This window comes from Rhodanobacter fulvus Jip2, from assembly GCF_000264315.1.
GTDB classification, from domain to species: domain Bacteria; phylum Pseudomonadota; class Gammaproteobacteria; order Xanthomonadales; family Rhodanobacteraceae; genus Rhodanobacter; species Rhodanobacter fulvus.
The window spans coordinates 46,034-72,931 of record NZ_AJXU01000029.1; the positions used below are offsets into that span (position 1 = coordinate 46,034).

Annotated in this window: 24 protein-coding genes, 1 tRNA gene and 1 riboswitch; of the genes, 13 read left to right on the plus strand and 12 right to left on the minus strand. The window is 66.6% G+C overall.

The window, feature by feature from the left end; translation table 11 throughout:
- Positions 1 to 23: 23 nt before the first annotated feature.
- On the minus strand, positions 24 to 1,196 hold the full coding sequence (locus UU9_RS07390) for a Fic family protein (RefSeq protein WP_007081113.1): 1,173 nt from the start codon (positions 1,194 to 1,196) through the stop codon (positions 24 to 26).
- Between the two features lie 123 nt (positions 1,197 to 1,319).
- Here UU9_RS07390 and UU9_RS07395 point away from each other — a divergent pair, with 123 nt between their 5' ends.
- The 4 genes from UU9_RS07395 to UU9_RS07410 all read left to right on the plus strand — a co-directional run bounded on the left by UU9_RS07395 (position 1,320) and on the right by UU9_RS07410 (position 5,498).
- Complete coding sequence (locus tag UU9_RS07395; protein WP_007081114.1) at positions 1,320 to 3,179, plus strand: ATP-binding cassette domain-containing protein; 1,860 nt, start codon at positions 1,320 to 1,322, stop codon at positions 3,177 to 3,179.
- Positions 3,180 to 3,441: 262 nt separating this feature from the next.
- On the plus strand, positions 3,442 to 4,071 hold the full coding sequence (locus tag UU9_RS07400; protein WP_007081115.1) for a glutathione S-transferase family protein: 630 nt from the start codon (positions 3,442 to 3,444) through the stop codon (positions 4,069 to 4,071).
- A gap of 32 nt (positions 4,072 to 4,103) precedes the next feature.
- On the plus strand, positions 4,104 to 4,424 hold the full coding sequence (locus UU9_RS07405; protein ID WP_007081116.1) for a GIY-YIG nuclease family protein: 321 nt from the start codon (positions 4,104 to 4,106) through the stop codon (positions 4,422 to 4,424).
- 312 nt (positions 4,425 to 4,736) lie between these two features.
- The gene (locus UU9_RS07410) at positions 4,737 to 5,498 is read left to right on the plus strand and encodes a TerC family protein (protein WP_007081117.1); all 762 of its coding nucleotides are present in this window, start codon (positions 4,737 to 4,739) and stop codon (positions 5,496 to 5,498) included.
- A gap of 48 nt (positions 5,499 to 5,546) precedes the next feature.
- Here UU9_RS07410 and ppc read toward each other — a convergent pair whose 3' ends face one another.
- Complete coding sequence (gene ppc, locus UU9_RS07415) at positions 5,547 to 8,258, minus strand: phosphoenolpyruvate carboxylase (protein ID WP_007081118.1); 2,712 nt, start codon at positions 8,256 to 8,258, stop codon at positions 5,547 to 5,549.
- A gap of 339 nt (positions 8,259 to 8,597) precedes the next feature.
- Positions 8,598 to 8,707, plus strand: a riboswitch (S-adenosyl-L-homocysteine riboswitch).
- 79 nt (positions 8,708 to 8,786) lie between these two features.
- On the opposite strand from ppc, the gene ahcY reads away from it, so the two are divergent.
- The 4 genes from ahcY (at position 8,787) to UU9_RS07435 (ending at position 12,962) form a co-directional block, all read left to right on the plus strand.
- Complete coding sequence (gene ahcY, locus UU9_RS07420) at positions 8,787 to 10,226, plus strand: adenosylhomocysteinase (RefSeq protein ID WP_007081119.1); 1,440 nt, start codon at positions 8,787 to 8,789, stop codon at positions 10,224 to 10,226.
- A gap of 279 nt (positions 10,227 to 10,505) precedes the next feature.
- The gene (metF, locus tag UU9_RS07425) at positions 10,506 to 11,330 is read left to right on the plus strand and encodes a methylenetetrahydrofolate reductase [NAD(P)H] (RefSeq protein WP_007081120.1); all 825 of its coding nucleotides are present in this window, start codon (positions 10,506 to 10,508) and stop codon (positions 11,328 to 11,330) included.
- A gap of 94 nt (positions 11,331 to 11,424) precedes the next feature.
- Positions 11,425 to 11,970 (plus strand): hypothetical protein, encoded by a 546-nt coding sequence (locus UU9_RS07430; protein WP_040670527.1) that lies wholly within the window; start codon positions 11,425 to 11,427, stop codon positions 11,968 to 11,970.
- A 71-nt stretch (positions 11,971 to 12,041) separates the two neighbouring features.
- The gene (locus tag UU9_RS07435; protein ID WP_007081121.1) at positions 12,042 to 12,962 is read left to right on the plus strand and encodes a branched-chain amino acid transaminase; all 921 of its coding nucleotides are present in this window, start codon (positions 12,042 to 12,044) and stop codon (positions 12,960 to 12,962) included.
- Between the two features lie 45 nt (positions 12,963 to 13,007).
- On the opposite strand, the gene UU9_RS07440 is transcribed toward UU9_RS07435, so the two are convergent.
- The 5 genes from UU9_RS07440 to UU9_RS07460 form a co-directional block, all read right to left on the minus strand.
- The gene (locus tag UU9_RS07440; protein WP_040670511.1) at positions 13,008 to 14,294 is read right to left on the minus strand and encodes a sensor histidine kinase; all 1,287 of its coding nucleotides are present in this window, start codon (positions 14,292 to 14,294) and stop codon (positions 13,008 to 13,010) included.
- Positions 14,278 to 14,964, minus strand: coding sequence for a response regulator transcription factor (locus tag UU9_RS07445; protein WP_007081123.1), 687 nt, complete (start codon positions 14,962 to 14,964; stop codon positions 14,278 to 14,280). Before UU9_RS07445 ends, UU9_RS07440 begins: the two co-directional genes overlap by 17 nt.
- Positions 14,965 to 15,259: 295 nt before the next feature.
- The gene (gene rimK, locus UU9_RS07450; protein WP_007081124.1) at positions 15,260 to 16,138 is read right to left on the minus strand and encodes a 30S ribosomal protein S6--L-glutamate ligase; all 879 of its coding nucleotides are present in this window, start codon (positions 16,136 to 16,138) and stop codon (positions 15,260 to 15,262) included.
- A gap of 7 nt (positions 16,139 to 16,145) precedes the next feature.
- Positions 16,146 to 16,607, minus strand: coding sequence for an ATP-dependent zinc protease family protein (locus UU9_RS07455; protein ID WP_007081125.1), 462 nt, complete (start codon positions 16,605 to 16,607; stop codon positions 16,146 to 16,148).
- 34 nt (positions 16,608 to 16,641) lie between these two features.
- Positions 16,642 to 16,715: transfer RNA gene (locus UU9_RS07460), tRNA-Gly, on the minus strand.
- Positions 16,716 to 16,893: 178 nt separating this feature from the next.
- Between UU9_RS07460 and trmB the strand changes: the two genes are divergently transcribed.
- The gene (trmB, locus tag UU9_RS07465; protein ID WP_007081126.1) at positions 16,894 to 17,595 is read left to right on the plus strand and encodes a tRNA (guanosine(46)-N7)-methyltransferase TrmB; all 702 of its coding nucleotides are present in this window, start codon (positions 16,894 to 16,896) and stop codon (positions 17,593 to 17,595) included.
- Positions 17,596 to 17,697: 102 nt separating this feature from the next.
- Here the strand turns inward: trmB and UU9_RS07470 are convergent, their stop codons facing one another.
- On the minus strand, positions 17,698 to 18,045 hold the full coding sequence (locus tag UU9_RS07470; protein ID WP_007081127.1) for an endonuclease domain-containing protein: 348 nt from the start codon (positions 18,043 to 18,045) through the stop codon (positions 17,698 to 17,700).
- 325 nt (positions 18,046 to 18,370) lie between these two features.
- On the opposite strand from UU9_RS07470, the gene UU9_RS07475 reads away from it, so the two are divergent.
- Positions 18,371 to 20,212: an SLC13 family permease gene (locus UU9_RS07475; RefSeq protein ID WP_007081128.1), complete on the plus strand. Its 1,842-nt coding sequence runs from the start codon at positions 18,371 to 18,373 to the stop codon at positions 20,210 to 20,212.
- 6 nt (positions 20,213 to 20,218) lie between these two features.
- Here the strand turns inward: UU9_RS07475 and UU9_RS07480 are convergent, their stop codons facing one another.
- On the minus strand, positions 20,219 to 20,560 hold the full coding sequence (locus tag UU9_RS07480; RefSeq protein ID WP_007081129.1) for a Rieske (2Fe-2S) protein: 342 nt from the start codon (positions 20,558 to 20,560) through the stop codon (positions 20,219 to 20,221).
- 78 nt (positions 20,561 to 20,638) lie between these two features.
- Between UU9_RS07480 and UU9_RS07485 the strand changes: the two genes are divergently transcribed.
- The 3 genes from UU9_RS07485 (at position 20,639) to UU9_RS07495 (ending at position 23,489) form a co-directional block, all read left to right on the plus strand.
- A complete protein-coding gene (locus UU9_RS07485) occupies positions 20,639 to 20,911 on the plus strand; it encodes a hypothetical protein (protein WP_007081130.1) in 273 nt (90 codons plus the stop codon).
- 75 nt (positions 20,912 to 20,986) lie between these two features.
- The gene (yedA, locus tag UU9_RS07490; protein WP_007081131.1) at positions 20,987 to 21,898 is read left to right on the plus strand and encodes a drug/metabolite exporter YedA; all 912 of its coding nucleotides are present in this window, start codon (positions 20,987 to 20,989) and stop codon (positions 21,896 to 21,898) included.
- A 202-nt stretch (positions 21,899 to 22,100) separates the two neighbouring features.
- Positions 22,101 to 23,489, plus strand: a complete 1,389-nt coding sequence (locus tag UU9_RS07495) for a short-chain fatty acid transporter (protein ID WP_007081132.1) — start codon at positions 22,101 to 22,103, stop codon at positions 23,487 to 23,489.
- 42 nt (positions 23,490 to 23,531) lie between these two features.
- Here the strand turns inward: UU9_RS07495 and UU9_RS07500 are convergent, their stop codons facing one another.
- The 3 genes from UU9_RS07500 to UU9_RS07510 all read right to left on the minus strand — a co-directional run bounded on the left by UU9_RS07500 (position 23,532) and on the right by UU9_RS07510 (position 26,898).
- A complete protein-coding gene (locus tag UU9_RS07500) occupies positions 23,532 to 24,854 on the minus strand; it encodes an ABC transporter permease (protein WP_007081133.1) in 1,323 nt (440 codons plus the stop codon).
- A 12-nt stretch (positions 24,855 to 24,866) separates the two neighbouring features.
- Positions 24,867 to 26,030: an ABC transporter permease gene (locus tag UU9_RS07505; RefSeq protein ID WP_007081134.1), complete on the minus strand. Its 1,164-nt coding sequence runs from the start codon at positions 26,028 to 26,030 to the stop codon at positions 24,867 to 24,869.
- 178 nt (positions 26,031 to 26,208) lie between these two features.
- Complete coding sequence (locus UU9_RS07510; RefSeq protein ID WP_007081135.1) at positions 26,209 to 26,898, minus strand: ABC transporter ATP-binding protein; 690 nt, start codon at positions 26,896 to 26,898, stop codon at positions 26,209 to 26,211.

Below are 26,898 nucleotides of genomic sequence, written 5' to 3' on the forward strand. Positions count from 1 at the left end.
GGAATGACGAGACGGGTTGTTCTTCAGCGCTGCTCATCGCGTTCCTCGGATGGGCTCTCGATCGCCTTCAGCACGCCGCGCGCAAGGTACTGGCGACCCCACTGACGGCCGCTGGTCTCGGCGATCAGGCCCGCGCGTTCCAGCTCGGCCAACGCCGCGCGGGCGGTGGGGTCGGAGACGCCCAGCAACCCTTTCACCCGCGCCGCATTGATATGCGGGTTGGCGAACAGTTCGTCGACCAGCGCCAGCGCCTTGGGTGACTCGGCCACGTTGCGGCGCATGCTTTCGCGCAGATCCATCAGTTCGCGCGCCTGCCGCGCAGCGCGGCGGGCGCTCCATTGAACGCCCGCCAGGAAGTAATGCAGCCAGCCGCTCCAATCGCCGTGGGTGCGGATGCGCTGCAGGCTTTCGTAGTAGCCGCGCCGCTCGCGCTCGATGTACTCGGATAGGTACAGCAACGGCTGGGTCAATCGTTCGCGCTCGATCAGGAACAAGGTGATCAGCAACCGGCCGACACGGCCATTGCCATCGAGAAACGGATGGATCGCCTCGAAGTGTTCGTGCACCAGCGCGCACTGGATCAGATCGGGCAACTCGTCGCGCCGGTGCATGAAACGCTCCCAATCACTGAGTGCCTGCTTCATCTCCTCCACGGGAGGCGGCACGTAAAAGGCGCTGGCAAGCGTGCTACCTGGCGGACCGATCCAGTTCTGGCTGCGGCGAAAACGGCCTGGCGTGGCGGTTTCGCCGCGCACCCCGTGCAGCAGCTTTTCGTGCAGCTCGCGCACCAGCCGCAGCGACAACGGCAACGAATCCAGCCGTTGCACGCCGTACTCCAGTGCGGTGACGTAATTGCGTACTTCCAGCACATCGTCGGCTGGTGCCTGCGGCGATTGTCCGGCTTCGTCAGCCAGCAGATCGGTGATGCTGGCTTGGGTGCCTTCGATGCGCGACGACAACACGGCTTCGCGGCGCAGATAAGGCGCGATCAGCAGATGCGGGTTGGGCAGTTGTCGACCAAGCCCGGAAAGTTCGCTGAGCGCGGCATCAGCGCGCGACAGCGCCAACACCAGGGCATGGTCGAAGATCACCGATGGCGGCAATGCCGCCGGCACGAACGCCAGAGGTCCCTGTGGTGTACGCACCAGCCGACCAGCTTCGGTGGATAAAAAGTCTGCGGTGTCCACGATCTCCATCCCTTGGACAGGCGTTAGCCGAGCCTCGACTTTAGTTAGCTTTGAAAGAAATCGCAATAAACTTTCAAAAAAAGAAGAACTCCGAAAGGCGGCTTTCAAAGCACCGCCCGCTACAATGGGCGGATGTCTCTTATCCAATTGCAACGCGTCGACTTCAGCATCGGCGGCCCCCTCCTGCTCGAACATGTCGATCTGTCGATCGAGGCGAACGAGCGTGTCTGCATCGTCGGTCGCAACGGCGAAGGCAAATCCACCCTGATGAAGCTGATCGCCGGCGAGCTGCAGGCCGACGACGGCGAGGTGCGCATTCAGAACGGCATCGTGGTGGCGCGGATGGCGCAGGAGGTGCCGCAGGGCACCGAGGGCAGCGTGTTCGACGTGGTCGCCGAGGGGCTCGGCGACCTGGGCCGGCTGCTGGCGCGCTATCACCACCTGCTCGACACCGGCGACTTCGACGCACTGGGCGACGTGCAGCACCAGATCGAGGCGCAGCACGGCTGGGACCTGGACCGCCGCGTCAGCGAGGTGATCACCCAGCTGGAACTGCCCGGCGAGACCGATTTCGCGGCGCTGTCCGGCGGCATGAAGCGGCGCGTGCTGCTGGCGCAGGCGCTGGTGCGCAAACCCGACGTGCTGCTGCTGGACGAGCCGACCAACCATCTGGATATCGAAGCCATCGGCTGGCTGGAAACCTTCCTCAAGCAGTTTGCCGGCAGCATCATCTTCGTCACCCATGACCGCAGCTTCCTGCGCGCGCTGGCCACCCGCATCGTGGAAATCGACCGCGGCGCGCTCACCGACTGGCCCGGCGATTACGACAACTACCTGCGCCGCCGCGAAGAGCGCCTGCACGCCGAAGCGCAGGCGAACGCGCTGTTCGACAAGAAGCTGGCGCAGGAAGAGGTGTGGATCCGCCAGGGCATCAAGGCCCGGCGTACCCGCAACGAAGGCCGCGTGCGCGCGCTGAAGGCGCTGCGCAACGAACGCGCCGAACGGCGCAACCTCAGCGGCAACGTGAGGATGACCGCCGCCAACGCGCAGTCTTCCGGCAAGAAGGTGATCGACCTCAAGCACGTGCACCAGGCCTACGGCGGCCGCGTGCTGATCGACGACCTCAGCACCACCATCCTGCGCGGCGACCGCATCGGCATCATCGGTCCCAATGGCGCCGGCAAGAGCACCCTGCTGAAGATCATGCTGGGCGAGCTGATTCCACAGCGAGGCACGGCGGAGCTGGGCACGTCCATCCAGATCGCCTACTTCGACCAGCACCGGCTGCAGCTCAACGACAAGCTCAACGCGCTGGACAACGTGGCCGAGGGCCGCGAGTACATCGAGCTCAACGGCCAGCGCAAGCACATCATCGGCTACCTGCAGGATTTCCTGTTCTCACCCGAGCGCGCGCGCGCGCCGATCACCCGCCTCTCCGGCGGCGAGCGCAACCGCCTGCTGCTGGCCAAGCTGTTCGCGCAGCCGTCCAACCTGCTGGTGATGGATGAACCGACCAACGACCTCGACGTCGAGACGCTGGAGCTGCTGGAAGAACTGCTGACCGACTACCAGGGCACCCTGCTGCTGGTCTCGCATGACCGCGCCTTTCTCGACAACGTGGTCTCCAGCACCCTGGTGCTGGAGGGCAACGGCCAGATCGGCGAGTACGTGGGCGGCTACAGCGACTGGCTGCGGCAGAAACCCGGCCCGCGCACGGCCGGCCACGCGGCGAAGCCGGCCGCCGCCCCCGCGCCGGCAGCGCCGGTTGCGGCGAAGCGCAAGCGCAGTTTCAAGGAGCAGCACGAGCTGGATCAGCTGCCCAGGCGCATCGAGCAACTGGAAAGCGACATCGCCACGCGCAGCGCCGCGATGAACGAGCCAGCATTTTTCCAGCAGGACAGCGCGGCGATCGTCAAGGCGAACGAGGCCCTGGTGGCCGTGCAGGCTGAGCTTGATGCGGCGTATGCGCGGTGGGCGGAGCTGGATGGCTGATTCGCGGGGCGGCGGAAAAGCTGCCCCCATCCGCCCTGCCGGGCACCTTCCCCCGCAAGCGGGGGAAGGGAGCTGGCTGTTTCGAGGAGCCCGTCCGCTTCCTTCCCCCGCCTGCGGGGACAAGATGGCAGGATTGCCATCTTGAGCAGCGAAGCTGCCCGCAGGGTGGATGCCATGGATAGCATCCGTTCAAGGTGCCCGAAGGGCGGAAGGGGGCGCTCTTCCGCCGTATCATCTCCTGACCTCATTCGCGGACACGCCCATGTACACGCTCTACTACGCCCCCGGCTCGGCCAACCTGCTAGTGCATCTGGCGCTGCTGGAAATCGGCGCGCCACACGAGCTCAAGCGCATTGATCTCGACAAGGGCGAGCAGCGCAGTGCGGCGTATCTGGCGATCAATCCGAATGGTGTGGTGCCGACGCTGGTGATCGACGGTGTGCCACACAGCGAAGCGGCGGCGCTGGCGATGCTGCTGACCGAACGCCATCCCGAAGCCGCGCTGGCGCCGGCGACTGGCAGCGTCGAACGCGCGGACTACCTGCAGTGGATGCTGTACCTCGCCAACAACCTGCAGCCGCTGTTCCGCCAATGGTTCTATCCCGGCGACCATCTGCCCGAAGGCGCCGACACGATCAAGCAGGCCGCCCGCGCCGGCATCGAGAAGTGCTGGACGAAGATCGATGCCCACCTCGCCGCACACGGCCCATACATGCTCGGCGGCACCTTCGGCATGGTCGACCTGTACGCGCTGATGCTGATGCGCTGGTCGCGCAACATGCCAAAGCCGGCGACGGAATGGCCGCAGCTGGCGGCCCTGGCCACGCGTCTCAAGGCACGCCCGTCATGGAAACAGGTCTGCGAGGCCGAGGGCCTGGTCGAATGGGCCTGATCGAGTGGGCCTGATCGGGTGGAATTGAGCCCATGAGCGACGCCCCCGGCGCCACCGCCTGGGCCGTCTACCTGCTGGAATGCGCCGACGGCCGTGTCTACACCGGCATCGCCCGCGATCCCGGGCAACGCTACGCGAAACACCTGGCCGGCAAGGGTGCGCGCTTCACACGCTCCAACCCGCCGAAGCAGATGCTGGGTTGGGTCTGGGTCGCCAGCCACGGCGAAGCGTTGCGGCTGGAGATCGCCTGGAAGCGCCTGCCGCGGGCGCAGCGCATCGCCGCGTTGCATGAACGCATGTCGCTGGCGAACGGGTGCGGCGCGCGTGCTAGCATCGTCCACGAAGGGGAGTAGCTCCCAGTCGCTGTCGCCGTCAATACGGGCTTTTGTCCCGGTGCAGCAGCAAGCCGGCAAACGGTTTGCGAGCAAGACCTTCGCCGATCCACGGCGAAGGTGCGTCCATCACAGATGCCCCGCAGCCGTGGCCCATGAGCCTCGCCGGAGCAGCCGTACGCCCATGAAACTTGCTTCCCCGTAGCACCGCGCCGCATTCGCCGGCGACGGTCGAACCGCTGTCAACCTCTTCACCGCCGCCATTCGCTGACGGCGGCATGCTTTACCCCGGTGGCGAACCCTTCGCCGCCTTCATCCACCCGAGAGATTCCCATGGAAGCACTGGCCAATCCCGAAATCTGGATCGCCCTCGCCACGCTGACCGCCCTGGAGCTGGTCCTTGGCATCGACAACATCATTTTCATCTCGATCCTGGCCGGCAAATTGCCGATCGAGCAGCGCGACAAGGCGCGCCGCCTCGGCATCATGCTGGCGGCGATCACGCGGTTGGGCCTGCTGCTGGCGATCGCCTGGATCGTGGGGCTGACCGCGCCGCTGTTTTCGCTGTTCGGCCACGCGTTTTCGTGGCGCGACCTGATCCTGGTCGGCGGCGGCCTGTTCCTGATCGCCAAGGCCACCCACGAAATCCACCAGAAGCTGGAAGGCGCCACCGAGCAGGTGACGGCGGGCACGGCAGCGGCGACGTTCGGCGGGGTGATCGTGCAGATCATGCTGCTGGACGTGGTGTTCTCGCTGGACTCCATCATCACCGCGGTGGGCATGGTCGATCAGCGCTGGGTGATGGTCACCGCCATCCTGGCCTCGATCGGTTTCATGCTGGCGTTCGCGCGGCCGCTGGGCGAGTTCGTGGAGCGCCACCCCACCGTCAAGGTACTGGCGCTGAGCTTCCTGATCATGATCGGGCTGGTGCTGATGGCGGACGGCTTCGGCCAGCACATTCCCAAGGGCTACATCTACGCCGCGATGGCCTTCTCGGTATTCGTGGAGCTGATCAACCTGTGGATCCGCCGACGCGCCGCCAACCCGACCGCACCGGTGGCGCTGCATGAGAAATACCGCGGCGAGCCGGGCTGACCCGGCGGAACGGTGGCGCGCCGCGTGTGCACGCCGCCGTCCCGGCCATCAGCCCGTGTTCTGCAGACCCTGCGACACGCCGTTGACGCAGGCGACCAGTGCCTGCAGCAACGCGTCGTCGGTGCCGTTGCCCGCGCGCCAGCGGCGCAACAGGTCGACCTGCATCAGGCTCATGGGATCGACGTACGGGTTGCGCAGTCGGATCGAGACGGCCAGCCGCGGCGAGTCGTTCAACAGCGTGCCGGTGCTCTTCAGGCGCAGCAGCCAGCGCCGGGTGCGTTCGAACTCGTCGCGGATCAGGCTGAAGAACTCCTCGTGCAGCGGCCCGGACAAGGTGGAGAACGCCTCGGCGATGTCGAGATCGCACTTGGCCAGCACCATCTCGACGTCGTCGAGCATGTTGCTGAAGAACGGCCAGTGCCGCGCCATTTCCGCCAGGGTGTCCTCGCCGAACTGCTCGACGCCCTGCTCCAGCGCGCTGCCCAGACCGTACCAGCCGGGCAGGATCGAGCGGCACTGGGTCCAGGCGAACACCCACGGGATGGCGCGCAGATCCTGCACGCCGCGCATGCTGCGGCGGCTGGCCGGGCGCGAGCCCAGGGTCATCTTCTCGATCACGTCGACCGGCGTGGCGGTGCGGAAATATTCCACGAAATGCTCGCGGTCCACGAAGGCGCGATAGGTCTTGCGGCTGGCGGCCGACAGCGCCGTCATCACCTCGGACCAGCGCACTTCGCGCGGGTCGGTCTGCCGGGGGCGCAGCGAGGCGCGCAACACCGCGCCCACGGTCTGCTCCAGCCCGCGCAGGGCCAGCGCGCGGATGCCGTACTTGCGATGGATCACCTCGCCCTGCTCGGTGACGCGCAGCACGCCGGCCACCGCGCCACGCGGCGAGGACATCAGCGCTGGGGTGATGCGGGCGCCACCACGGCTGGCCGAACCGCCGCGGCCATGGAAGAACGCCAACTGGATGTCCGCTTCGCGCGCCACTTCCAGCAATTCGCCCTGTGCCCGTTGCAGGGCCCATTTCGAGGCCAGCGTACCGGCGTCCTTGCCGCTGTCGGAGTAGCCCAGCATCACCCACTGCTGATCGCCGCGCGCCGCCAGGTGCTGGCGATACACCGGATCATCCAGCAGCGCCCGCAGCGAGGCCGGCGCGTTCTGCAGGTCGTCGACTGTCTCGAACAGCGGCGCGATGTCCAGCGGCACGTCGTGCGGCTGTTCCGGCGACACCAGTCCGCCGCGCCGCGCCAGCGCCAGCACCGCCAGCACGTCGGCGGCCGAGCGCGCCATGCTGATGATGTACAAGCCGGTGGCATCGAGGCCGTAGCGCTGGCGGCTCTCGCGCAGGGTGATGAAAACCGACTGCAGGTTTTTCGCTGCGTCGTCGTCGCAGTCGCCAAACGCCTGCGCGCCGCTGGCATACGGGCGCAGCCGATCGCCACGCTCCAGCTTCGGCCGGCTGGCCCAGTCGGGGTCGTTCAGCAGGGCGCCGAGCGCGTCGTCGTGCACCCGCGAATCCTGGCGCAGGTCGAGCCGGGCCAGGTGGAAGCCGAAGCTGCGCACGCGGCAAATCAGTCGTTCCACCGCATAGGCGCCGGCATGCAGGCCCAGGTTGTCGAACAGGCTGTCGGCGATCAGTTGCAGGTCGTCGGTCAGTTCCGCGGCGGACGTATAGCCGTCTTTCTGGTCATCGCGCGTGGCTTCCAGCCGCGCGCCGATCAGCACCAGGAAACAGCGATACGGCATATCCAGGTGGCGCGGCCGGATCTTCGCCGCCGCATCCGGAAAGCGTTCGCGGTAATCAGCGAGCCGGGTGCGCAGGCCGCGCGCCACGCCCACCCGGCCTTCGGTCTGGCTGAGCTGATGGGCCAACGCGTTGATGTCTTCAAGATAGCGCTCCAACACCTGGGCACGCTGCGAGGCCAGGCTGGAGGCGATGGTGTCGGAGCCCACGTTGGGGTTGCCGTCCATGTCGCCACCCACCCAGCTGGCGAAGCTCAGCAGCCGCGGCAGCTTCACCGCTACGCCGTAGACTTCCTGCAGCGAGCGGGCCAGCGACTCGTACAGCGCCGGCACGATGCGGTAGAGCGGATTGGCCAGGTAGTAACCGACGTGCTCGTATTCGTCCTGCACGCTGGGCCGCACCGGCGACGCCTCGGCGGTTTGCCAGCCGGCGGAGAGCGCCATGTAGATGCGGTCGTCGTCCTCGATGCGCTCCTGCGGGGTGCGGTTGTGGTTGAAGTTGTCCACCAGCGACTTCACGATCGCCTGCTCTTTTTCCAGCAGCGAACGACGCACCGCCTCGGTGGGATGGGCAGTGAACACCGGCTCGATCCACAGCCGCTCCATCCAGCCCAGCAACTCGTCGGCCTGTACGCCATCGGCCTTCAGCTGGCCCAGCACGTCGAGCAGGGATTCCGGCTGCGGGGTGCCGCCCTCGCGCTGGTAATCGCGTCGACGGCGGATGCGATGGACTCGCTCGGCGGTGTTCACCGCCTGGAAGTAGGTGGCGAAGGCACGGGCCAGCGTCTCGGCGTCGGCCGCGTCCAGACCTGCCAGCGAGTCGGCCAGCTCGTCCACCGACGCGCCTTCGCGCCGACGTCGGATCGCCGCGGTGCGCACCTGTTCGACACGCTCGAAAAAGGCCGGGCCTTCCTGCTCGGCCAACATCAAACCCACCATCGCACCCAAGCGACTGACGTCCTCGCGCAGCGGGCCGTCATGCGGCAAAAACTCGAGTTCGCGGTTGTCTTGCATGGGTACGCTCCAGCCGAATCAGTGGGCCAGTTTAGCGAATTGTGCAGCGCAGCGGAAAATTTTCGTTTTGGACGTCTTTACCGCCTTTCGCCATGAACACGGCGGCGCCGCAACCATCGGCCGGCTCGCTGCGCCGCGTGTCGGCCCTCGTGGTCGGGTCGAACATGGAACGGGCTTGCGCCCCTGACAACGCCGGCGTGAAGGCTGCCGTTCCGCACGCCGATGGGTGCGATTCGCTGATTCGCCCAGGCTGCCGACGCTCCCAAGGCAGCAGAAACGCTTCCCGCCCCGACGGATTCATGCCGGCGGGGCTTCCGGTTACAATGGCCGCTTCGCTTGCCCGCCGAGGGGCGCTGCGACCGTTTGTGAGCGCGAATGCGGATGCCTCCGCGTCTCACGGAAAACGGCCAGGCTCGGCGCGGCACGTTCCACAACGGCGCCCGGTTGTTTTACGCGAGTCCCTTCGCGAAAGACCGGCCATCCATGGCCGGACTCTTCACAAGAACCTCGCACTAACCGGAGATATCCATGAACGCCGCACTCAAAGAAAACACGCACGATTACAAGGTCGCCGACCTGTCGCTGGCCGACTGGGGCCGCAAGGAGCTGGACATCGCCGAGCACGAGATGCCGGGCCTGATGTCGATCCGCAAGAAGCACGCCGCCGCGCAGCCGCTGAAGGGCGTGCGCGTGACCGGCTCGCTGCACATGACCATCCAGACCGCGGTACTGATCGAGACGCTCAAGGACATCGGCGCCGACGTGCGCTGGGCCTCGTGCAACATCTTCAGCACCCAGGATCACGCCGCCGCCGCCATCGCCGTCACCGGCACGCCGGTGTTCGCCTGGAAGGGTGAAACGCTGGAAGAATATTGGGACTGCACGCTGGACGCGCTGTCGTTCCCCGACGGCAAGGGCGGCTTCCTCGGCCCGCAGCTGGTGGTCGATGACGGCGGCGACGTGACGCTCTTGATCCACAAGGGCTACGAGCTGGAGAACGGCAGCAAGTGGGTCGACGAGAAGGCCTCCTCGCACGAGGAGCAGGTGATCAAGAACCTGCTCAAGCGCGTGGCCGTCGAGCGTCCGGGTTACTGGCACACCGTGGTCAAGGACTGGAAGGGCGTCTCCGAGGAGACCACCACCGGCGTGCATCGCCTGTACCAACTGGCCGAGGCGAAGTCGCTGCTGATCCCGGCGATCAACGTCAACGACTCGGTGACGAAATCCAAGTTCGACAACCTGTACGGCTGCCGCGAGTCGCTGGCCGACGGCCTGAAGCGCGCGATGGACGTGATGCTGGCGGGCAAGGTGGCCGTGGTCTGCGGCTACGGCGACGTCGGCAAGGGCTGCGCGCATTCGCTGCGCGCGTACGGCTCGCGCGTTGTCGTCACCGAGATCGACCCGATCAACGCGCTGCAGGCGGCGATGGAAGGCTTCGAGGTCAACACGGTCGAATCCACCCTGGGCCGCGGCGACATCTACGTCACCACCACCGGCAACAAGGACGTGCTGACGCTGGATCACCTGAAGGCCATGAAGGATCAGGCCATCGTCTGCAACATCGGCCACTTCGACAACGAGATCCAGGTCGATGCGCTGAACACGATGGCCGGCGTCGAGAAGATCAACATCAAGCCGCAGGTGGACAAGTACGTGTTCGCCGACGGCCACGCGCTGTTCCTGCTGGCCGAAGGCCGCCTGGTGAACCTGGGCTGCGCCACCGGCCACCCGAGCTTCGTGATGTCCAACTCGTTCGCCAACCAGACCCTGGCCCAGATCGAGCTGTGGGCGAACAAGGACAAGTACGAGAACAAGGTCTACATCCTGCCCAAGAAGCTGGACGAGGAAGTGGCCCGCCTGCACCTGGAAAAGATCGGCGTGAAGCTGACCACGCTCAGCGACGAGCAAGCGAAATACCTGGGCGTGCCGGTGGAAGGCCCGTACAAGCCGGATCACTACCGGTACTGATGTAGCCGGGATTCGGGATTCGGGATTCGGGATTCGGAAGATTACAGAACGGGGCGCAGCGATGCGCCCCGTTTTTTTTTGTGGGAGCGACTTCAGTCGCGATGCTCTTGCTCCAGCTCCAAAGCCATCGCGGCTGAAGCCGCTCCCACAAGCGACGGACCCTGCCGCTCTGCTCCCTCCCCTGCTCGCAGGGGAGGGCTGGGGAGGGGTTGCTCTTGATCCATCGCTTCATCGCGAAACAAAGATATACTTGCCCGTACCACGACAGGGAGCCATGCGATGCCGGCCGTCAGTTTCGAATTTTTTCCGCCCAAGACCGATGAGCAGCGGGCGCAGTTGGACCGCACCGTCGCGGCGCTGAAGGCGTACCAGCCTGACTACGTGTCGGTGACTTTCGGTGCCGGTGGCTCCACGCTGAGCTATACCGGTGAAACCGCGCGGCACCTGCATGAACAGCACGGCCTGCCCGCCGCGCCGCATCTGTCGTGCGTGGGCGGCAACCGCGCCGAGCTGGCCGCCTTGCTGGACGATTACCGCGCCGCCGGCTATCGCCGCATCGTGGCGTTGCGCGGCGACCTGCCCTCGGGCATGGCCACGCCGGGCGACTTCCGTTACGCCGCCGAGCTGGTGCGTTTCATCCGCGAGCACAGCGGCGACCATTTCCACATCGAAGTGGCGGCCTATCCGGAAACCCACCCGCAGGCCGACGACGCCCTGCGCGACCTGCAGCACTTCAAGGCCAAGATCGATGCCGGCGCCAACGGCGCGATCACCCAGTATTTCTTCAACGCCGATGCCTATTTCCGTTTCGTCGACGACGTGCAGCGCCTGGGCGTGAACGTGCCAATCGTGCCGGGCATCATGCCGATCACCAACTACAGCCAGCTGCAGCGCTTTTCCGACATGTGCGGCGCGGAAATCCCGCGCTGGATCACCCAGCGCATGCGCGCCCACGGCGACGACGCCGACGCCGTGCGCAAACTGGGCACCGAGGTGGTGACGACGCTGTGCCGGCGCCTGCTCGATGGCGGCGCGCCGGGGCTGCATTTCTATACGCTGAACCGGGCCAAAGCCACCGAGGCGGTGCTGAAGCAACTGGCGTAGGGGAAGCCTCAGGCAAGCCGTCATCCCGACGAACGCTGGAATGACGGCAACGAACGGATCGGACCATCTCTGGCGGCAAGCTATGCTGGCTGCCATGCGCTTGCCTTTCGCCCTGCTGGCCGTTGCCCTGCCCGTCGTGGCGGGGGCGCAGACGGCCATCCATCACTGCATCGGCAGCAGCGGAAATCCCGTCTTCACCGACCAGCCCTGCGCCAGCATGCAGGCCTCGCCGGTGCGCGCATCGCCCATCCCGGAAGGCGCACCGTCATCCGCGCCCATGATGTTGTGCGCCGCCACCCGCGACGACTTGCGCCAGGGCGTGATCGAGGCGTTCGCGCAACAGGACGCCAACCGGCTGGCCGGACTGATGCTGTGGAACGGCTACGGCAAGGGCGCCGCCATCGCCGACATCGAAATGCTGGCCGGCCTGGTACGGCAACCGCTGCTGGGTATCGATTTCCCCGGCACCCCGGCGCCAGCGCGCAGTGCGGCAGCCCCCTATCCCGCGACGGTATCGGCCGCACCTCCCGCGCCCATGCTGGTGCTGGACGTCGCCGACCGCACGGGTACCGGCGCACGCCAATGGCACTTCGACCTGGTGCACCGCGCCGGTTGCCTGTGGCTGCGCAACGCGGACTGATGCCGCCCGGGCCATCGCGGCGGCCTTGAGCAGGCGGCGTTATGATGGTTGTTCCCCACGGAGGAACGACCATGGCGCAGCAGCAATACCCCGACTGGATCTGGCAGAACGGCAGCATCAAGCGCTGGCAGGACGCAACCGCCCATGTGATGTCGCACGCGCTGCATTACGGCTCCTCGGTTTTCGAGGGCATCCGCAGTTACGCGACGCCCGACGGCGCGGCGATCTTCCGGCTCACCGACCATCTGAACCGGCTGTACCAGTCGGCCCGCGTCTATGACATGACGATCCCGTACAGCGTCGACGAGCTGGCCGCAGCCTGTCGCGACGTCATCGGCAAGAACGGCCTCGACGCCGCCTACCTGCGCCCCGTGGCCTATCGCGGGCTGGGCGGTTTCGGCCTGTCCGCCGAAACACCGATCGACGTGGCCGTGGCCGCCTGGCCGATGGGCCCGTACCTGGGCGCCGAAGCGCTCGAGAACGGCATCGACGCTTGCGTGTCCAGCTGGCAGCGCTTCGCGCCCAACACCATCCCGGCCGGCGCCAAGGCCGGCGGCAACTACCTCTCCGGCCAGCTGATCGCACGCGAGGCGCGCCGGCTGGGTTTCGGCGAGGGCATCGCGCTGGCCTCCACCGGCCTGCTCAGCGAGGGCGCGGGCGAGAACCTGTTCCTGGTATTCGACGGCGTGCTGCACACGCCACCGGCCAGCGCCTCGCTGCTGGCGGGCATTACCCGTCACACGTTGATAACGCTGGCCCGCGAGGACGGCATCGAGGTGATCGAACGCGACCTGCCGCGCGAATACCTCTACCTCGCCGATGAAATCCTGATGTGCGGCACTGCCGCCGAAATCACCCCGATCCGCTCCGTCGACGGCAAGCAGATCGGCACCGGCAAGGCCGGCCGCGTCACCCTGCGCCTGCAGGAACTGTTCTTCGGCCTGTTCGACGGCCGCACCCACGACAAGTGGGGCTGGCTGGAGCAGGTGTAATCGCCATGCTCCCTCCCCTGCTCGCAGGGGGAGGAGCCGAGCACGTCAGCTGAACTTGATGCAGGCCACCGCGCCGTTGCCGTCGTCGCGCGGGCGCATCGAAACATCCCAGCCGTACAGCTCGCACAGCCGGCGCACGATCGCCAGGCCCAGGCCCGCGCCGCTGCCGCCGGCGCCTTCGCCGCGCACGCCGCGCTGGAACAGGCGCTCGGCGTCCTCGGGCTTGATGCCGGGGCCGGTGTCGATCACCTCGATGCGGCCATCGCCCACCTCGACCCGCACGGTGCCTTCCAGGGTGTACTTGATGGCGTTGCCGATCAGGTTGGTCAGCGCCACCGCCAGCACGGACGCGGGCGCGTTCACGCTGACCGCCTGGTCCTGCACGGCCAGCTCGATCGTCAACGGTTTGCCGCGCACCTGCGGGCGCTGGCTTTCGATGACGTCGGCGGCCACCTTGCCCACCTCGGTGGTTTCGCCGCGGGTGGGGCCGCGCCGCTCGGCGCGCGACAACAGCAGCAGCGCCTCGATCAGTTCGGTGGCCTGGCGTGAGGCGCGCTCGATCCGCTTCAGCCGTTCGCTCAGTTTTTCGGTGAGATCGGGCGATCCCTGCAGCAATTCCGTGGTGCTGGCGATCACCGCCAGCGGCGTGCGCAACTCATGGCTGACATCGGAGTTGAACTCGCGGTCGCGCTCCACCATCGCGGTAAGCCGCACCGAATATTCATCCAGCGCGTGCGCCAACTCGCCCACCTCGTCGTCGGCGAAATACGGCGCCAACGGTTCGGCCTTGCCCACCTTGCGGAAGTCGCGCAAACGATTGGCCAGCTCGGTCACCGGCTTGAGCACCTTGCGCGAAAGCCAAAGGCCCAGCACCAGCGACAGCAGGCCGAACAGAAACACGGCGCCGATCACGCTGATCAACAGTTGCTGCTTGCCCAGGTCGTCGCGGCTGACGTCGTATTTGACGAACGCGATCAGACCATACTTCCGGCTGACCGCGAGCTTGTAGTGCCGCGTTTCACCATCCTGATCGGTTTCGTAAATGTCGTGCACGCCGCTGGGCAAGGCCTGCCACGACAAGGGCGCTTTGTAGAGCGTACGGTCGCTCCAGCCCCAACCCGTCATCAACTTGGAATAGAAGGGCTGCCCCGGGGACTCGTGCATCTGCTGGACGTAGCTGTCCGCATCCCGCTGCAACGAGGAGACCACCAACTGATCCTCGACCTTGGCCCGCACGTACAACGCCGCCACGGCAAACAGCGCGCTGAGGCCAAAGCCGAACAGCGCGAAGGAGACGATCAATCGAAAGCGAAGCTTACGCCTGGATCGCATCCGGCTCGACCATCCGATAGCCAATGCCGTGACGGGTGTGGATCAGCGGCTTCTCGAACGGCTTGTCGATGGCCGCGCGCAGACCGTGGATATGCACGCGCAGCGAATCGCTGTCCGGCAACTCCTCGCCCCACACTTTCTGCTCCAGATCCTGGCGGGTGACCACCGAGGGGCTGGCCTCCATCAGCGCCTGCAGCAGCTTCAGGCCGATCGGGTTCAGCTGGATCGACTTGCCTTCGCGGTTCACCGTGAGCGTGTCCAGGTTGAAGGTGAGGTCGGCCACTTTCAGCACGCGGCTTTGCGGGCCCTTGCCGCGGCGGGCCAGCACTTCCAGCCGCGCGGACAACTCCTGCAGCGCGAACGGCTTGGTCATGTAGTCGTCGGCGCCGGACTCGAAACCGGTCAGCTTCTGCTCCAGCGCATCGCGCGCGGTGAGCATCAGGATCGGCGTCTGCTTGTGCGCCTCGTGGCGCAGCTTGCGTGCCACGTCGAGGCCGTCCATGCCCGGCAGGGTGAGGTCGAGCACGATCACGTCGAAGTCGTGCACCACCGCCAGATGCAGCCCGGTGACGCCGTCGCCGGCGAAATCCACCACGTGGCCGCGGTCTTCCAGGTAATCGCCGATATTGGTGGCGATATCGGTGTTGTCTTCAATCACCAGAACGCGCATGCGTCACTCCGCTACGCAGCCGGCGACAGGGGCCGGACTGAGGGTTGCAAGCTTAACAAAGCTTGGATGAAGGGCGCTTGCACTCCCGGCTGAAGGCAAGGCTCCAGGCAAGAAAAAGGCCCAAGTGAAACGACTCGCCGTCGCCGCACCTGGGCCCAAGCTACTGCCCCGATACCGTCATCTGTCGCCACCGCCTCGCGGTTGAGGTGCCAGACAAAAACAGTGGGATCGTTATAGAGGTTCGAAAGTTACAGAGCGGTTAATCCGGCGTGTTTTCGCGTCACCGAACAGAAAATCACTTGCCCGCGTGCTGCTCCAGGTGCTGGATGATGTGGCCGGAAACATTCACGCCGGTGGCCGCTTCGATGCCCTCCAGCCCGGGCGAGGCGTTCACCTCCAGCAACAGCGGGCCACGGTTGGAACGCAGCAGGTCGACCCCTGCGATGCCCAGCCCCAGGGTGCAGGCGGCGCGCACCGCGATGCGTTTCTCGTCGGCGCTGAGCGTGGCCGCCACCGCGCTGCCGCCGCGATGCAGGTTGGCGCGGAATTCACCGGGGCTGGCCACGCGCTGCATCGCCGCCACCACTTTCTTGCCCACCACGAAGCAGCGCAGGTCGCTGCCGTTGGCCTCGGCGACGAACTCCTGCACCAGGAAGTTGGCGTACAGGCCGCGGAAGGCCTCGATCACGCTTTGCGAGGCGCTGCGCTTTTCCGCCAGCACCACGCCGGTGCCCTGGCTGCCCTCGTTGAGCTTGATCACGTGCGGCGGCTCGCCCAGCATCGCCAGCACGTCGGCGGTGTCGTCGGGGTTGTCGCCGAACACCGTCACCGGCATGTCGATGCCCTGCGCCGCCAGCATCTGCAGGCAGCGCAGCTTGTCGCGCGCGCGCAGCACCGCGTCCGAGGGATTGGGCGTGTACACGCCCATCATCTCCAGCTGGCGCAGCACGGCGGTGCCGTAGAACGTGCTGGAGGTGCCGATGCGCGGAATCACGCAATCGATATCGCGCACCGCCTTGCCCTGGTAGCGGATCGCCACCGCACCCGGCGCGATGCGCACGTAGCAGCGCAGCGGGTCGAGCACGCGCACCACGTGGCCGCGCTCGCGCGCCGCCTCGACCAGCCGCTTGGTGGAATACAGACGGGTATTGCGCGACAGGATCGCGATCTTCATGCAAAGGTCATCGGGAAAGGTCCGCTGCCGGCAGCGTCGGCCGCGGCTGGGTATAGGAACGGGCCGGATCGACCACAAAACGCCCCACCAGGGCGCTGCGGCCGAGCAGCATGGGAAACAGCATGTGTCGGCGATCCACGAGGTTGATATCGATACTGAATTGCTGGCCGGCCAGTTGTACTGCGCTGCGGATGAACCAGCGCTCAGTGCGCCGTCCGCCGGTGTCGGTCACCACGCGCCGGTCCAGCGCCGGCGCCTCGCAAAGGACTTCGTGTGGTTGCCGGCGCCCCACATGCATGCCGAAACGCAGCCACGTCGTGCCGTCGCGATCGAAGGTTTCCAGCGTATCCACGTGCAGCGCGCTGCTGCGCGCACCGGTGTCGAGCTTGGCCTTGAGCAGGCCGATGCCCAGCTGCGGCAGGCAAACCCGCTCGCGCCATCCCAGCACCAAGAGATCCGCGGTGATCATGCAGGTTCGAAGACGTCGACAAGGACCACGGGGATGGAGCGGGTGAAGGGAATCGAACCCTCGTCAGTTGCTTGGGAAGCAACAGCTCTACCATTGAGCTACACCCGCATGGGTCGAGGGATGGTAACCCGGGATTCGCGCGGTTGGAACTGCCGGCGCCATCGCCGGCTCGGCAAACGGCGGCACTCGCTACAATGGCCGGCCATCACCCGGGGTTTCCGATGGGATGCCGCGCCACGTCGCGTCATCGGCTGAAACCCTCTCCATGCCGCACCCAACGACCCGCATGACCGACACGCCTCACGACAACGCCCATTACATGCGCCGCATCCGCAGCTTCGTGCTGCGCGAGGGACGCATGACGCCCGCGCAACAGCGCGCGTTCGACACGCTGTGGTCGCGCTTCGGCATCGACTACCGCGGCGCGCCGCATGATTTTTCGGCCAGTTTCGGGCGCGCGGCGCCGCTGGTGATGGAGATCGGCTTCGGCAACGGCGAAGCGCTGGCCTGGGCCAGCGAGCATGACGCCGGGCGCGATTTCATCGGCGTGGAAGTGCACGGCCCCGGCGTGGGCCGGTTGATGAATGCACTGGCCCAGCGCGATGCCACCAACGTGCGCCTGTACAAGCACGACGCGGTGGAGGTGCTGGAACACGAGATCGCCCCCGGCACGCTGGCCGAGGTGCGCATCTGGTTCCCCGACCCATGGCACAAGGCGCGTCACAACAAGCGGCGCCTGATCCAGCCCGAATTCGTGGCCCTGCTGGCGTCGCGGATGGCACCGGGCGGTCTGCTGCACCTGGCCACCGACTGGCAGGCGTATGCCGAACACATGCTGGCGGTGATGGAGTCGGCGTTGGACTGGCGCAACGACCTGGCGCCCGGCCAATACGCGGAAAAGCCCGCCTGGCGCATCGAAACGCATTTCGAGCGGCGTGGGTTGAAGCTGGGGCACGGGGTCTGGGATTTGTTGTATCGGAAGGTTTGAGAACAAGAGCTTTACCCCTCCCCAACCCTCCCCTGCAAGCAGGGGAGCGAGAACCGCCGGCTTTGCTCCTCCCCCTGCTGGCAGGGGGAGGTTGGGAGGGGGTCAAGCTTCTGACTTTTCCTCCAGCACCCGAAAAATCTCCCTCATCACATCGTCCGTGCGCAACAGCACATCGTCGTTCCAGAACCGCAGCACGCGATAGCCTTCGCGTTGCAAAGCCGCACTGCGCCGTTCGTCGTATTCGATGGCGTCCAAATGCTGGCCACCATCCAGCTCGATCACCAACCGTGCCGGCACACAGATGAAATCCACGATGTAGCCGGCCAGCGGATACTGCCGGCGGAACCTGTGGCCAGCCAATTGACGGCGACGCAGGAAGTACCAAAGGCGGCGCTCGGCGTCGGTGCTGGCGTTGCGCAGTTGGCGGGCGCGGGTCCATTGGCGCTGCATGGCGAATCCTTTCGCTGTTTGTCGTGCGGAAAAGCGTAACCCCCTCCCAACCTCCCCCTGCAAGCAGGGGGAGGAGCAAAGCGCCGTGCTCCCTGGCACCTGCAGACTGCGCGCCTTGCTCCCGTCCCCTGCTTGTCCCAAAGAGACTTCCTTCGGTCGCAGGGGGAGGGCTGGGGAGGGGTCGCTCTTGGCCTCCAGTTCACCAGCAACCGCTCCGCGCCGCTTATACTCACGCGATCCATCCAGGGACGAATCGTCGCAGCGTGAAGCTTCCACTGCCATCGCCTAGCCACTTGCGCGCAACGCCAACGCGGGACGCACGCTGATGGGTCTGTCGCTCACCCCCGACATGATCCTGGTGCTGGGTCTGGTGGGCTTCACCATGATCATGCTGGTGCTGGAGTGGATCCGCGCCGACATGGTGGCGCTGCTGGTGGTGGTGGTGATCGGGTTGACCGGGCTGATCCCGGCCGACCGCGTGTTCAACGGCTTCGCCGGCAACGCGGTGATTGCGATCATCGCGATCATGATCATGGGCGAGGGGCTGGACCGCGCCGGCGTGCTCAACCTCACCGCCAACTTCGTGATGCGCATGGCGCGCGGGGCGGAGTCGCGCCTGGGCGTGGTGATCAATCTGGTGGCCAGCCTGTTCAGCGCGGTGATCCCCAGCCAGGCGCTGGCGGCGATCATGATCCCGGTCAGCAGCCGGTTGTCGGCGCGCACCGGCGTGCCGTTGTCGCGGTTGTTGCTGCCGATGGCGTTCTGCATCCTCACCGCCACCAACACCACGCTGATCGCGAACTCGCCGCTGATCGTGCTGAACGACCTGATCGCCAGCGCCAACGCCAACCTGCCGCCGGGCGCGCACACGATCCCCAAATTCGGCCTGTTCAGCGTGACCCCGATCGGCCTGGCGCTGGCGTTCGTGGGCGTGGGCTACTTCTATTTCTTCGGCCGCAAGCTGCTGCCCGGGCACGAGGACGAGCGGCTGAAGGTGACGCCCGGGCGCACCGAGAGCTACTTCGCCGAGACTTACGGCATCGGCGGCGAGACGGCCGAGCTCACCGTTACCGCGGAAAGCCCGCTGGTGGGCATGAGCATCGGCGAGGCCGAGCAACTGCACGAGGCGCCGCTGATCCTGGCGATCAAGAGCGGCAATGACGCGCGCATGGCGCCGCCGGCCGACCACGTGATCTGGGTGGGCTCGGTGCTGGGCGTGCTGGGCCCGCGCGAACAGCTCAACCAGTTCGCCAACAACCAGCTGTGCCGGCTGTCGCCGCGCATGCGCCAGTTGGGCGAGCTGTTCAACCCGACCCGCGCCGGCATTTCCGAAGTGGTGATTCCGCCGGTGTCGCGCTTCATCAAGCAGACCATCGGCGACCTGCGGCTGCGCAAGCGCTTCGGCATTTCGGTGCTGGCGGTGAACCGCGGCGACCAGGTATTTCGTGACGACGTGCGCGCGGTCACGCTGCGCGCCGGCGACACCGTGGTGCTGCACAGCAACTGGCGCGACCTGTCGCTGGCGGCCGAGGACAAGGACCTGGTCGTGGTCACCGACATCCCCAAGGATGAGCAGCGGCCCGGCAAGATCTGGCAGGCGGTCGGTTTTTTCGTGATGGCCAAGTGCCTGGCCCTGTTCACCAACCTCGACCTCTCCGTGGCGATGATGACCGGCGCCATCGCGATGCTGTTGTCGGGCGTGCTGAACATGGACGAGGCGTACAAGGCGATCAACTGGAAGACGATCTTCGTCACCGCCTGCCTGATCCCGCTGGGCTGGTCGATGGATTCCACCGGCACCGCCGCGTGGCTGGCGCAGCAGGTGCTGCATTACCTGGGCAGCGCCTCGCCGTATGTGCTGCAGATCGTGCTGGGCGTGTTGACGCTGCTGTTTTCGCAGGTGATGTCGAACGTGGGCGCCACCGTGATGATGGTGCCGATCGCCATCAGCGTGGCGGTGGCCACCGGCGGCAACCCGTCGGCGTATGCGTTGATCGTGGCGGTGTCGTCATCCAACACCTTCCTGCTCAGCTCGGGCCATCCGGCGCTGATGATGGTGACCGGCCCGGGCGGCTATCGCAGCAAGGATTTCCTGCGCGTGGGCCTGCCGCTGACGGCGCTGGTGCTGCTGGTGACCATCGTGGCGATCAACCTGGTTTTCCGCTGAGCGGTCTCAGGCCAGCCACACCTCGTCGCCCTCGACCCGCAACGTCACCGCACGCAGGCTTTCACCGCGGCAGGGGCCGGCCATGCACAGCCCGACCTGGCGCTGGAAGGTGGCACCATGGACGGCGCAGATCAGGGTGTCGTCCTTGAGCAGGAATTTGCCCGGCGCGTAGTCGAGGCGACGGCCGGCATGGGGGCACACATTGCGATAGCCGCGCACCTCTTCACCATCACGCAACAGGATCAGGCTTTGCTCGCCATCGGCCAGCAGCGCATCGACGGCGGTCGCCCCGCCGTCGGGAATATCCTGCAGCCGGCACAGCGGCAAAACGGTGGTGATTGTGTCCATCGGCACTTGCCTCGGAGGCCGGTTGGCCCCATGGTTACGCCCGCAAGTCATTGATTTTACCACACGGATTTTTAACACATGCACTTTTCACTCCCCTCCATGCGTCGCTCCCGCCACCCGCTGGCCCGCGCCCTGTCGCTGTTGCTGGGCGTGGCGTTGATCGGTTTGCTGCTGGTGTTCGGCTTGGTGGTGGCAGGGGTGCTGATGGTGGGCGGCATGGTGTTGCTGGCGTGGCGTTACTGGACGAACGGCCGCAAGCTGGCGCCGGGTTCAACCCCGCGCGCGCACCAGCCGGAAGTGCTGGAAGGCGAATTCGTGGTGCTGCACCACCACCGGCCGGTGGCTCACTGAGCCCACCCGCAAACGCGCAAAAGGGTGGCGAGAAGCGGATAATCCAGCGCCGTCTCCGGATAACCCCACCCCACCATGTCCGACCTTTCGACCTGCGCCGCGGCTGAATCGCCGCGCTCCCTGGCCGATCCCCGCGTACTGATCCCGCTGGCGCTGTTCGCGCTGTTCGTGATCTGGGGGTCGACCTACCTGGGCATCCACTTCGCGCTGGAAAGCTACCCGCCGTTCCTGCTGGCCGGCGTGCGCTTCCTGTGTGCCGGCGTGGTCATGTACGGCTTCCTGCGACTGCGCGGCATGGCCGCACCCACGCTCCCGCAATGGCGCAACGCGGCGTTCACCGGCCTGTTGCTGCTGGGTATGGGCAACGGGCTGGTGTGCTTTGCCGAAGAACGGGTCAGCTCGGGCATCGCCGCCGTCTCGGTGGCCAGCATGCCGTTGTTTGCGGCGCTGTTTTCCGGCATGTACGGGCAGTGGCCCAACCGGCGCGAAACCATTGGCCTGGCGATCGGTTTCGCCGGCGTGATCGTGCTGAACCTGGGCAGCAGCCTGTCGGGCTCGCCGGTGGGCGCGCTGGCCTTGCTGGTGGCGGCCGCCTGCTGGGCGTTCGGCTCGGTCTGGAGCCGTGGTCGCGACATGCCGCCGGGCCCGATGAACACCGCCGCGCAGATGCTCTGCGCCAGCGTTGCGCTGCTGGTGGTCGGCTACGCCAGCGGCGAGCACCTGCCCGCGAACCCCACCCTGCACGCGACACTGGCGCTGGCGTATCTGGCGGTGTTCGGTTCGATCATCGCGTTCAGTGCCTACCTCTACGTGCTCAAGCACGCGCGCCCTGCCCTGGCCACCAGCTACGCCTACGTGAACCCGCCGGTGGCGGTGTTGTTCGGCGTGCTGCTGGCCGGCGAGCATGTGGGGCCGTACGACCTGGCCGGCATGGCGATCATCCTGGTCGGCGTGGTGGCGATCACGCTGGCGAAGCAGAAGCGGTAGCCTCGCTGCTTGCTCCCTCCCCTGCAAAGCAGGGGAGGGTTGGGGAGGGGGCGCTCTTGATCTTCACGTCAAAAGCGTTCCCCCCTCCCAACCTCCCCCTGCAAGCAGGGGGAGGGGCGAACGGAACGCCGCCGTTGGCGGCGTTGGCGCTGTTTCATTAGAGCGGGGGGTGCGCAGCATGAACACACGGCAAGAAGGATGGATGGCCCGCGCGGCCCTGCGCAGCGCCGCGTGGGCGGAACGCTGGTTTCCCGATGCCTGGGTGTTTGCCGCATTGGGCGTGGTCGTGGTGGCGCTGGCGGCTTTCGCCTTCGGTGCCACGCCGACGGCTACCGTCAACGCATTCGGCAGCGGCTTCTGGAGCCTGATCCCGTTCACCATGCAGATGGCCTTCGTGGTGATCGGCGGTTACGTGCTGGCCACCGCGCCGGTGGTAGCGCGCTTCATCGACGTGCTGGCGCGGGCGCCGCGCAGCGGGCGCGGCGCGATCGTCTACATCGCCCTGGTCAGCATGCTGGCGTCACTGCTTTCCTGGGGCTTCTCGCTGGTGTTCGGCGGGCTGCTGGTACGTGCGCTGGCACGTCGCACCGATCTGCACATGGATTACCGTGCCGCCGGCGCGGCGGCATATCTGGGCCTGGGCGCGATCTGGGCGATGGGTCTTTCGTCGTCGGCGGCGCAATTGCAGGCAAACCCGGCCAGCATGCCGCCGGGGCTGCTGGCGATCACCGGCGTGCTGCCTTTCAGCCAGACGATTTTCCTGTGGCAGTCGATCGTGCTGACCGCGGTGCTGATCGTGGTGTCGCTGCTGGTGTGCTGGTTCACCGCGCCGTCGGATGCGAACGCACGCACCTCGAACGACTTCGACATCGGCGAAAGCTCCACCCCGCCGCTGCCACCGCGCACACGCCCCGGCGAATGGCTGGAATACAGCCCGCTGCTTTCGCTGGCGATCGGTCTGCTGGGGTTGGGCTGGCTGGGCCACGAGTTCGCCAGCAAGCCGGCCGTCACCGCGATCGCCAACCTCAACACCTACAACTTCCTGTTCCTCACCCTGGGCATCCTGCTGCACTGGCGGCCGCGCAGTTTTCTCGACGCCGTGCATCGCGCCGTGCCCAGCACCGCCGGCGTGCTGATCCAGTTTCCGCTGTACGGCGGCATCGCCGCCCTGCTCACCCACGTGCCCGGCGCCGATGGCGCGACGCTGGCGCACCGGTTGTCGAACCTGTTCGTGCACATCGCCGGGCAGGAAAGCTTTCCCGCGGTGATGGGTGCGTACTCGGCGATCCTGGGCTTCTTCGTGCCGTCCGGCGGCGGCAAGTGGCTGGTCGAGGCGCCGTACGTGATGCAGGCGGCGAATGACCTGCACGTGCACCTGGGCTGGGCGGTGCAGGTGTACAACGCGGCCGAGGCGCTGCCCAACCTGATCAACCCGTTCTGGATGCTGCCGCTGCTGGGCGTGCTGGGGCTGAAGGCGCGCGACGTGGTCGGCTACACCTTCGTGCAGCTGGTGGTGCACGTGCCGCTGGTGCTGGGCATGCTGTGGCTGCTGGGCATGACACTGGACTACGTGCCGCCGGTGATGCCCTGAAACACGCACGGGAACGCACAGCGTGCGTTCCCGTGGATCGTTCTACAGCTCCCGCAACGCCGTGGTCACCGGCAGCCGGGCGGCGCGAACGGCGGGGAACAGGCCGCCGACGAAACCGATCGCCATCGCCCACTTGATGCCCAGCCACAGCAGCTCCGGCGACACCTTGAACTGGAACACCACCTGGCTGAAGTTGGCGCCCAGGGTGGAGGCGGTGTAGCCGTTGAAGATCAGCCAGCTGATCAACCCGCCGAGCACACCGCCGAGCAGCGCCAGCAACATGGTTTCCATCAGCACCGAGACCACCACCGGCAGGCCGCGGAAACCGATCGCGCGCAGCGTGGCGATTTCGCGCGCACGCGAGGCGATCGCGGCGAACATGGTGTTGAGCGCGCCGAAGATCGCGCCGATCGCCATGATCACGCCCACGGTGATGCCGACGATGCGGATCACCTTGGTGAGGCTCTCGGACTGCTTGCTGAAGTACTCGCGAGTGGTGCTGACATCGACCTTCAGGCGCGGGTCGCTGGACAGCGCGGCCTTGAACGTGTCGAACGCCTGCGGCGAGGTCAGCCGCACGGTCACCGATTGCGCGCTGCTGCCGCGGCGATAGGCCGAGGCCACCGTCTGCGCGTCGCCCCACAGCTCCGAGTCGTGCGAATCGCCCGACGCGAACTCGCCCACGATGGACCACTCCTGCCCGGCCAGCCGCAGCCGGCTGCCCACGTCCAGCCCGGCGAACTGGCGCATCGCGCCCTGGCCCACCACCAGCTCGCGCAGGCCGGGCTTGAAGCGGCGGCCCTGCACGATCTTCACGTTGGGCCGCAAGGTCCACGCTTCGTCGCCCACGCCGCGGATCGGCACGTTCGCCTCGACGCTGGCGTCGCTGCGCTTGGGCAGGTTGGCGACTACCGACTGTTCGGCCGATGCCACCGGCTTGCCGTCGGCGCTGCGCGCCACGCCCGGCGCCTGGAGAATGACGTTGATGCTGTCGCGGTCGAGCACGGAGTTCAGCTCCGCGTTGGAGCCGCCGCGCAACACGATCGCGGTGTCGTCCGAGCCGGTCTGCTGCAAGGTGCTCTGGAAACCCTCGCCCATCGCCAACATCGCCACCAGCACGCCGACCACGCCGGCGATGCCGACCACCACCACCAGCGAGGCGCCGATGCGCTGGCGCAGGCTGCTGATGCCCACGCTTGTGATCGATAGCGTTTGCCGACCACGCCGGGTCAGCACCAGCCACAGCGCCAGCACCACCACCAGCGCCAGCACGGCGGTCCACGGCAGGCGCGACCAGATGAGCAGGCCCGCGATCACGATGACGACCAGGCCCAGGCCGCGCAGGAACGACTTGAATGTGCGCATATCCGATTCTCCTCAGCGACCGGCCAGTGCATCGACGATGTTCAACCGCATCGCGCGCCACGCCGGCAACGCGCCCACCACCAGCCCGATCAGCACCATCAGCCCCACGCCCATCGCCCAGCTGCCGGCACCCACCGGCGGCAGGTTGATCATGCCGCCGCTGCCCTTGCCGATGGCAGGCGCCAGCACGGCGGCCAGACCCAGCCCGATCACGCCGCCGATCAGCAACAGCAGCACCGATTCGGCCAGCACCAGCGCCAGCACGCTGCGGCTGGAGAAACCGATCGTCTTCAGCACCGCCAGCTCCGACGTGCGTTCGCGCACCGCCTGCGCCATGGTGTTGGCGGTCAGCAGGATCAGGGTGAAGAACACCGCGCCCATGATCGAGCCCACGATCAGGCCGATGTCGCCCAGCTGCTTGGCGAACGAGGCGCTGAAGGCCTGCTCGGTCTGGGTCTTGGTTTCATGGTCGGAGTTGGCCGACAGCGCGTCGATCGCATGCGCCACGCGGTCGCCCAGCGCCGGGTCGGTGAGCCGGTCGACGTACCAGCCGACCGTGCCGTTGCCGAACGCATTGGCTTCGTCGAAATATTTCCAGTGCAGCATGAACAACTGGTCGAGCCCGTTGGCCGCATCCTTGTCCACCGTGTAGATGCCCTCGATGTCGAAGGTCCAGGTCTTGGAGCCGTTTTTCAGCGGGAAGATGGTCGACTGCAGCGGGATCTTGTCGCCCACCTTCCAGCCGTATTTCTGCGCCAGCTTGTCGCCGATCACCGCACCGGTGCGGTTGCCGTCGAAGGCCTTGCGCTGCTCGGCCGACAGGTGGATCTCCGGATACAGGTCGAGGTAGTTCGGGCTCACCGCGTAGCTGAAAACGAAGTTCTTCGGATCCTGGTAGATGCCGCCGAACCAGTTCGCGTGGCCCACGTCGCGCACGCCCGGGATCGTGGCGATGCGCGCGCCCAGCGATTCGGGCAAGGGCTGGATGATCGAATACCGCGACGAGGTGACCAGCCGGTCCACGCCGACGATGCCCTGGCTGCCCGAGTCGAACGCGGTGCGTACCGCGTCGAGCATGCCGAACAGCAGGAACGCGGCGATGATCGACACCAGGGTCAGCACGGTGCGGGTCTTGCGCCGGAACAGCGCCGCCCAGATGAGGTGCAGGTATTTCATGAGAGGACCCTCTGCGAATCAAGGGATGCTGTGCTCCCTCCCCTGCTTGCGGGGGAGGGCTGGGGAGGGGTCGGCTCTTGATCTTGTTCGCCCGCCCAAGCCACCCCCTCCCAGCCTCCCCCTGCGCGCAGGGGGAGGAACAGAGCGCGATGTTGGCGGGACAACGCAGCGGCACCCATCACGCAAACGCGCCTTGCTCGACCAGCGCGCCCTTGTCCAGATGCAGCGTGTGGCTGGCGTATTCCGCCGCCTTGGGATCGTGGGTGACCATCACGATGGTCTTGCCGTGGTCGCGATTGAGCTGCTGCAGCAGGCCCAGCACATCCTCGGCGGACTGGCGGTCCAGGTCGCCGGTGGGCTCGTCGCAGACCAGCAGCGCCGGGTCGGAGACGATGGCGCGGGCGATCGCCACGCGCTGCTGCTGGCCGCCTGAAAGCTCGCTGGGCTTGTGGCTGGCGCGATCGGCCAGGCCCACCAGTTGCAGCGCGATGGACGCGTTTTTCTTGCGCTGCGCCGCTGACAGTTTCGTCAGCAGCAGTGGCAGCTCCACGTTGCGCTGTGCCGACAGCATCGGCATCAGGTTGTAGAACTGGAAGATGAAACCGACATTCGACGCGCGCCATTTCGCCAGCGCGCCGCCACCGAGCTGGTCGATGCGCTGGCCACCCACGCTGATACTGCCGGCGCTGGGTGCGTCGAGGCCGCCGATCAGGTTGAGCAAGGTGGTCTTGCCCGAGCCGGAGGGGCCCATCAGCGCCAGGAAATCGCCTTCGGCGATGGTCAGGTCGACGTGGTGCAGCACTTCGACTTTCTGTTTGCCGCGGGTGTAGCTCTTGGCGAGATTCTGGATATCGATCAGTGTGGCCAT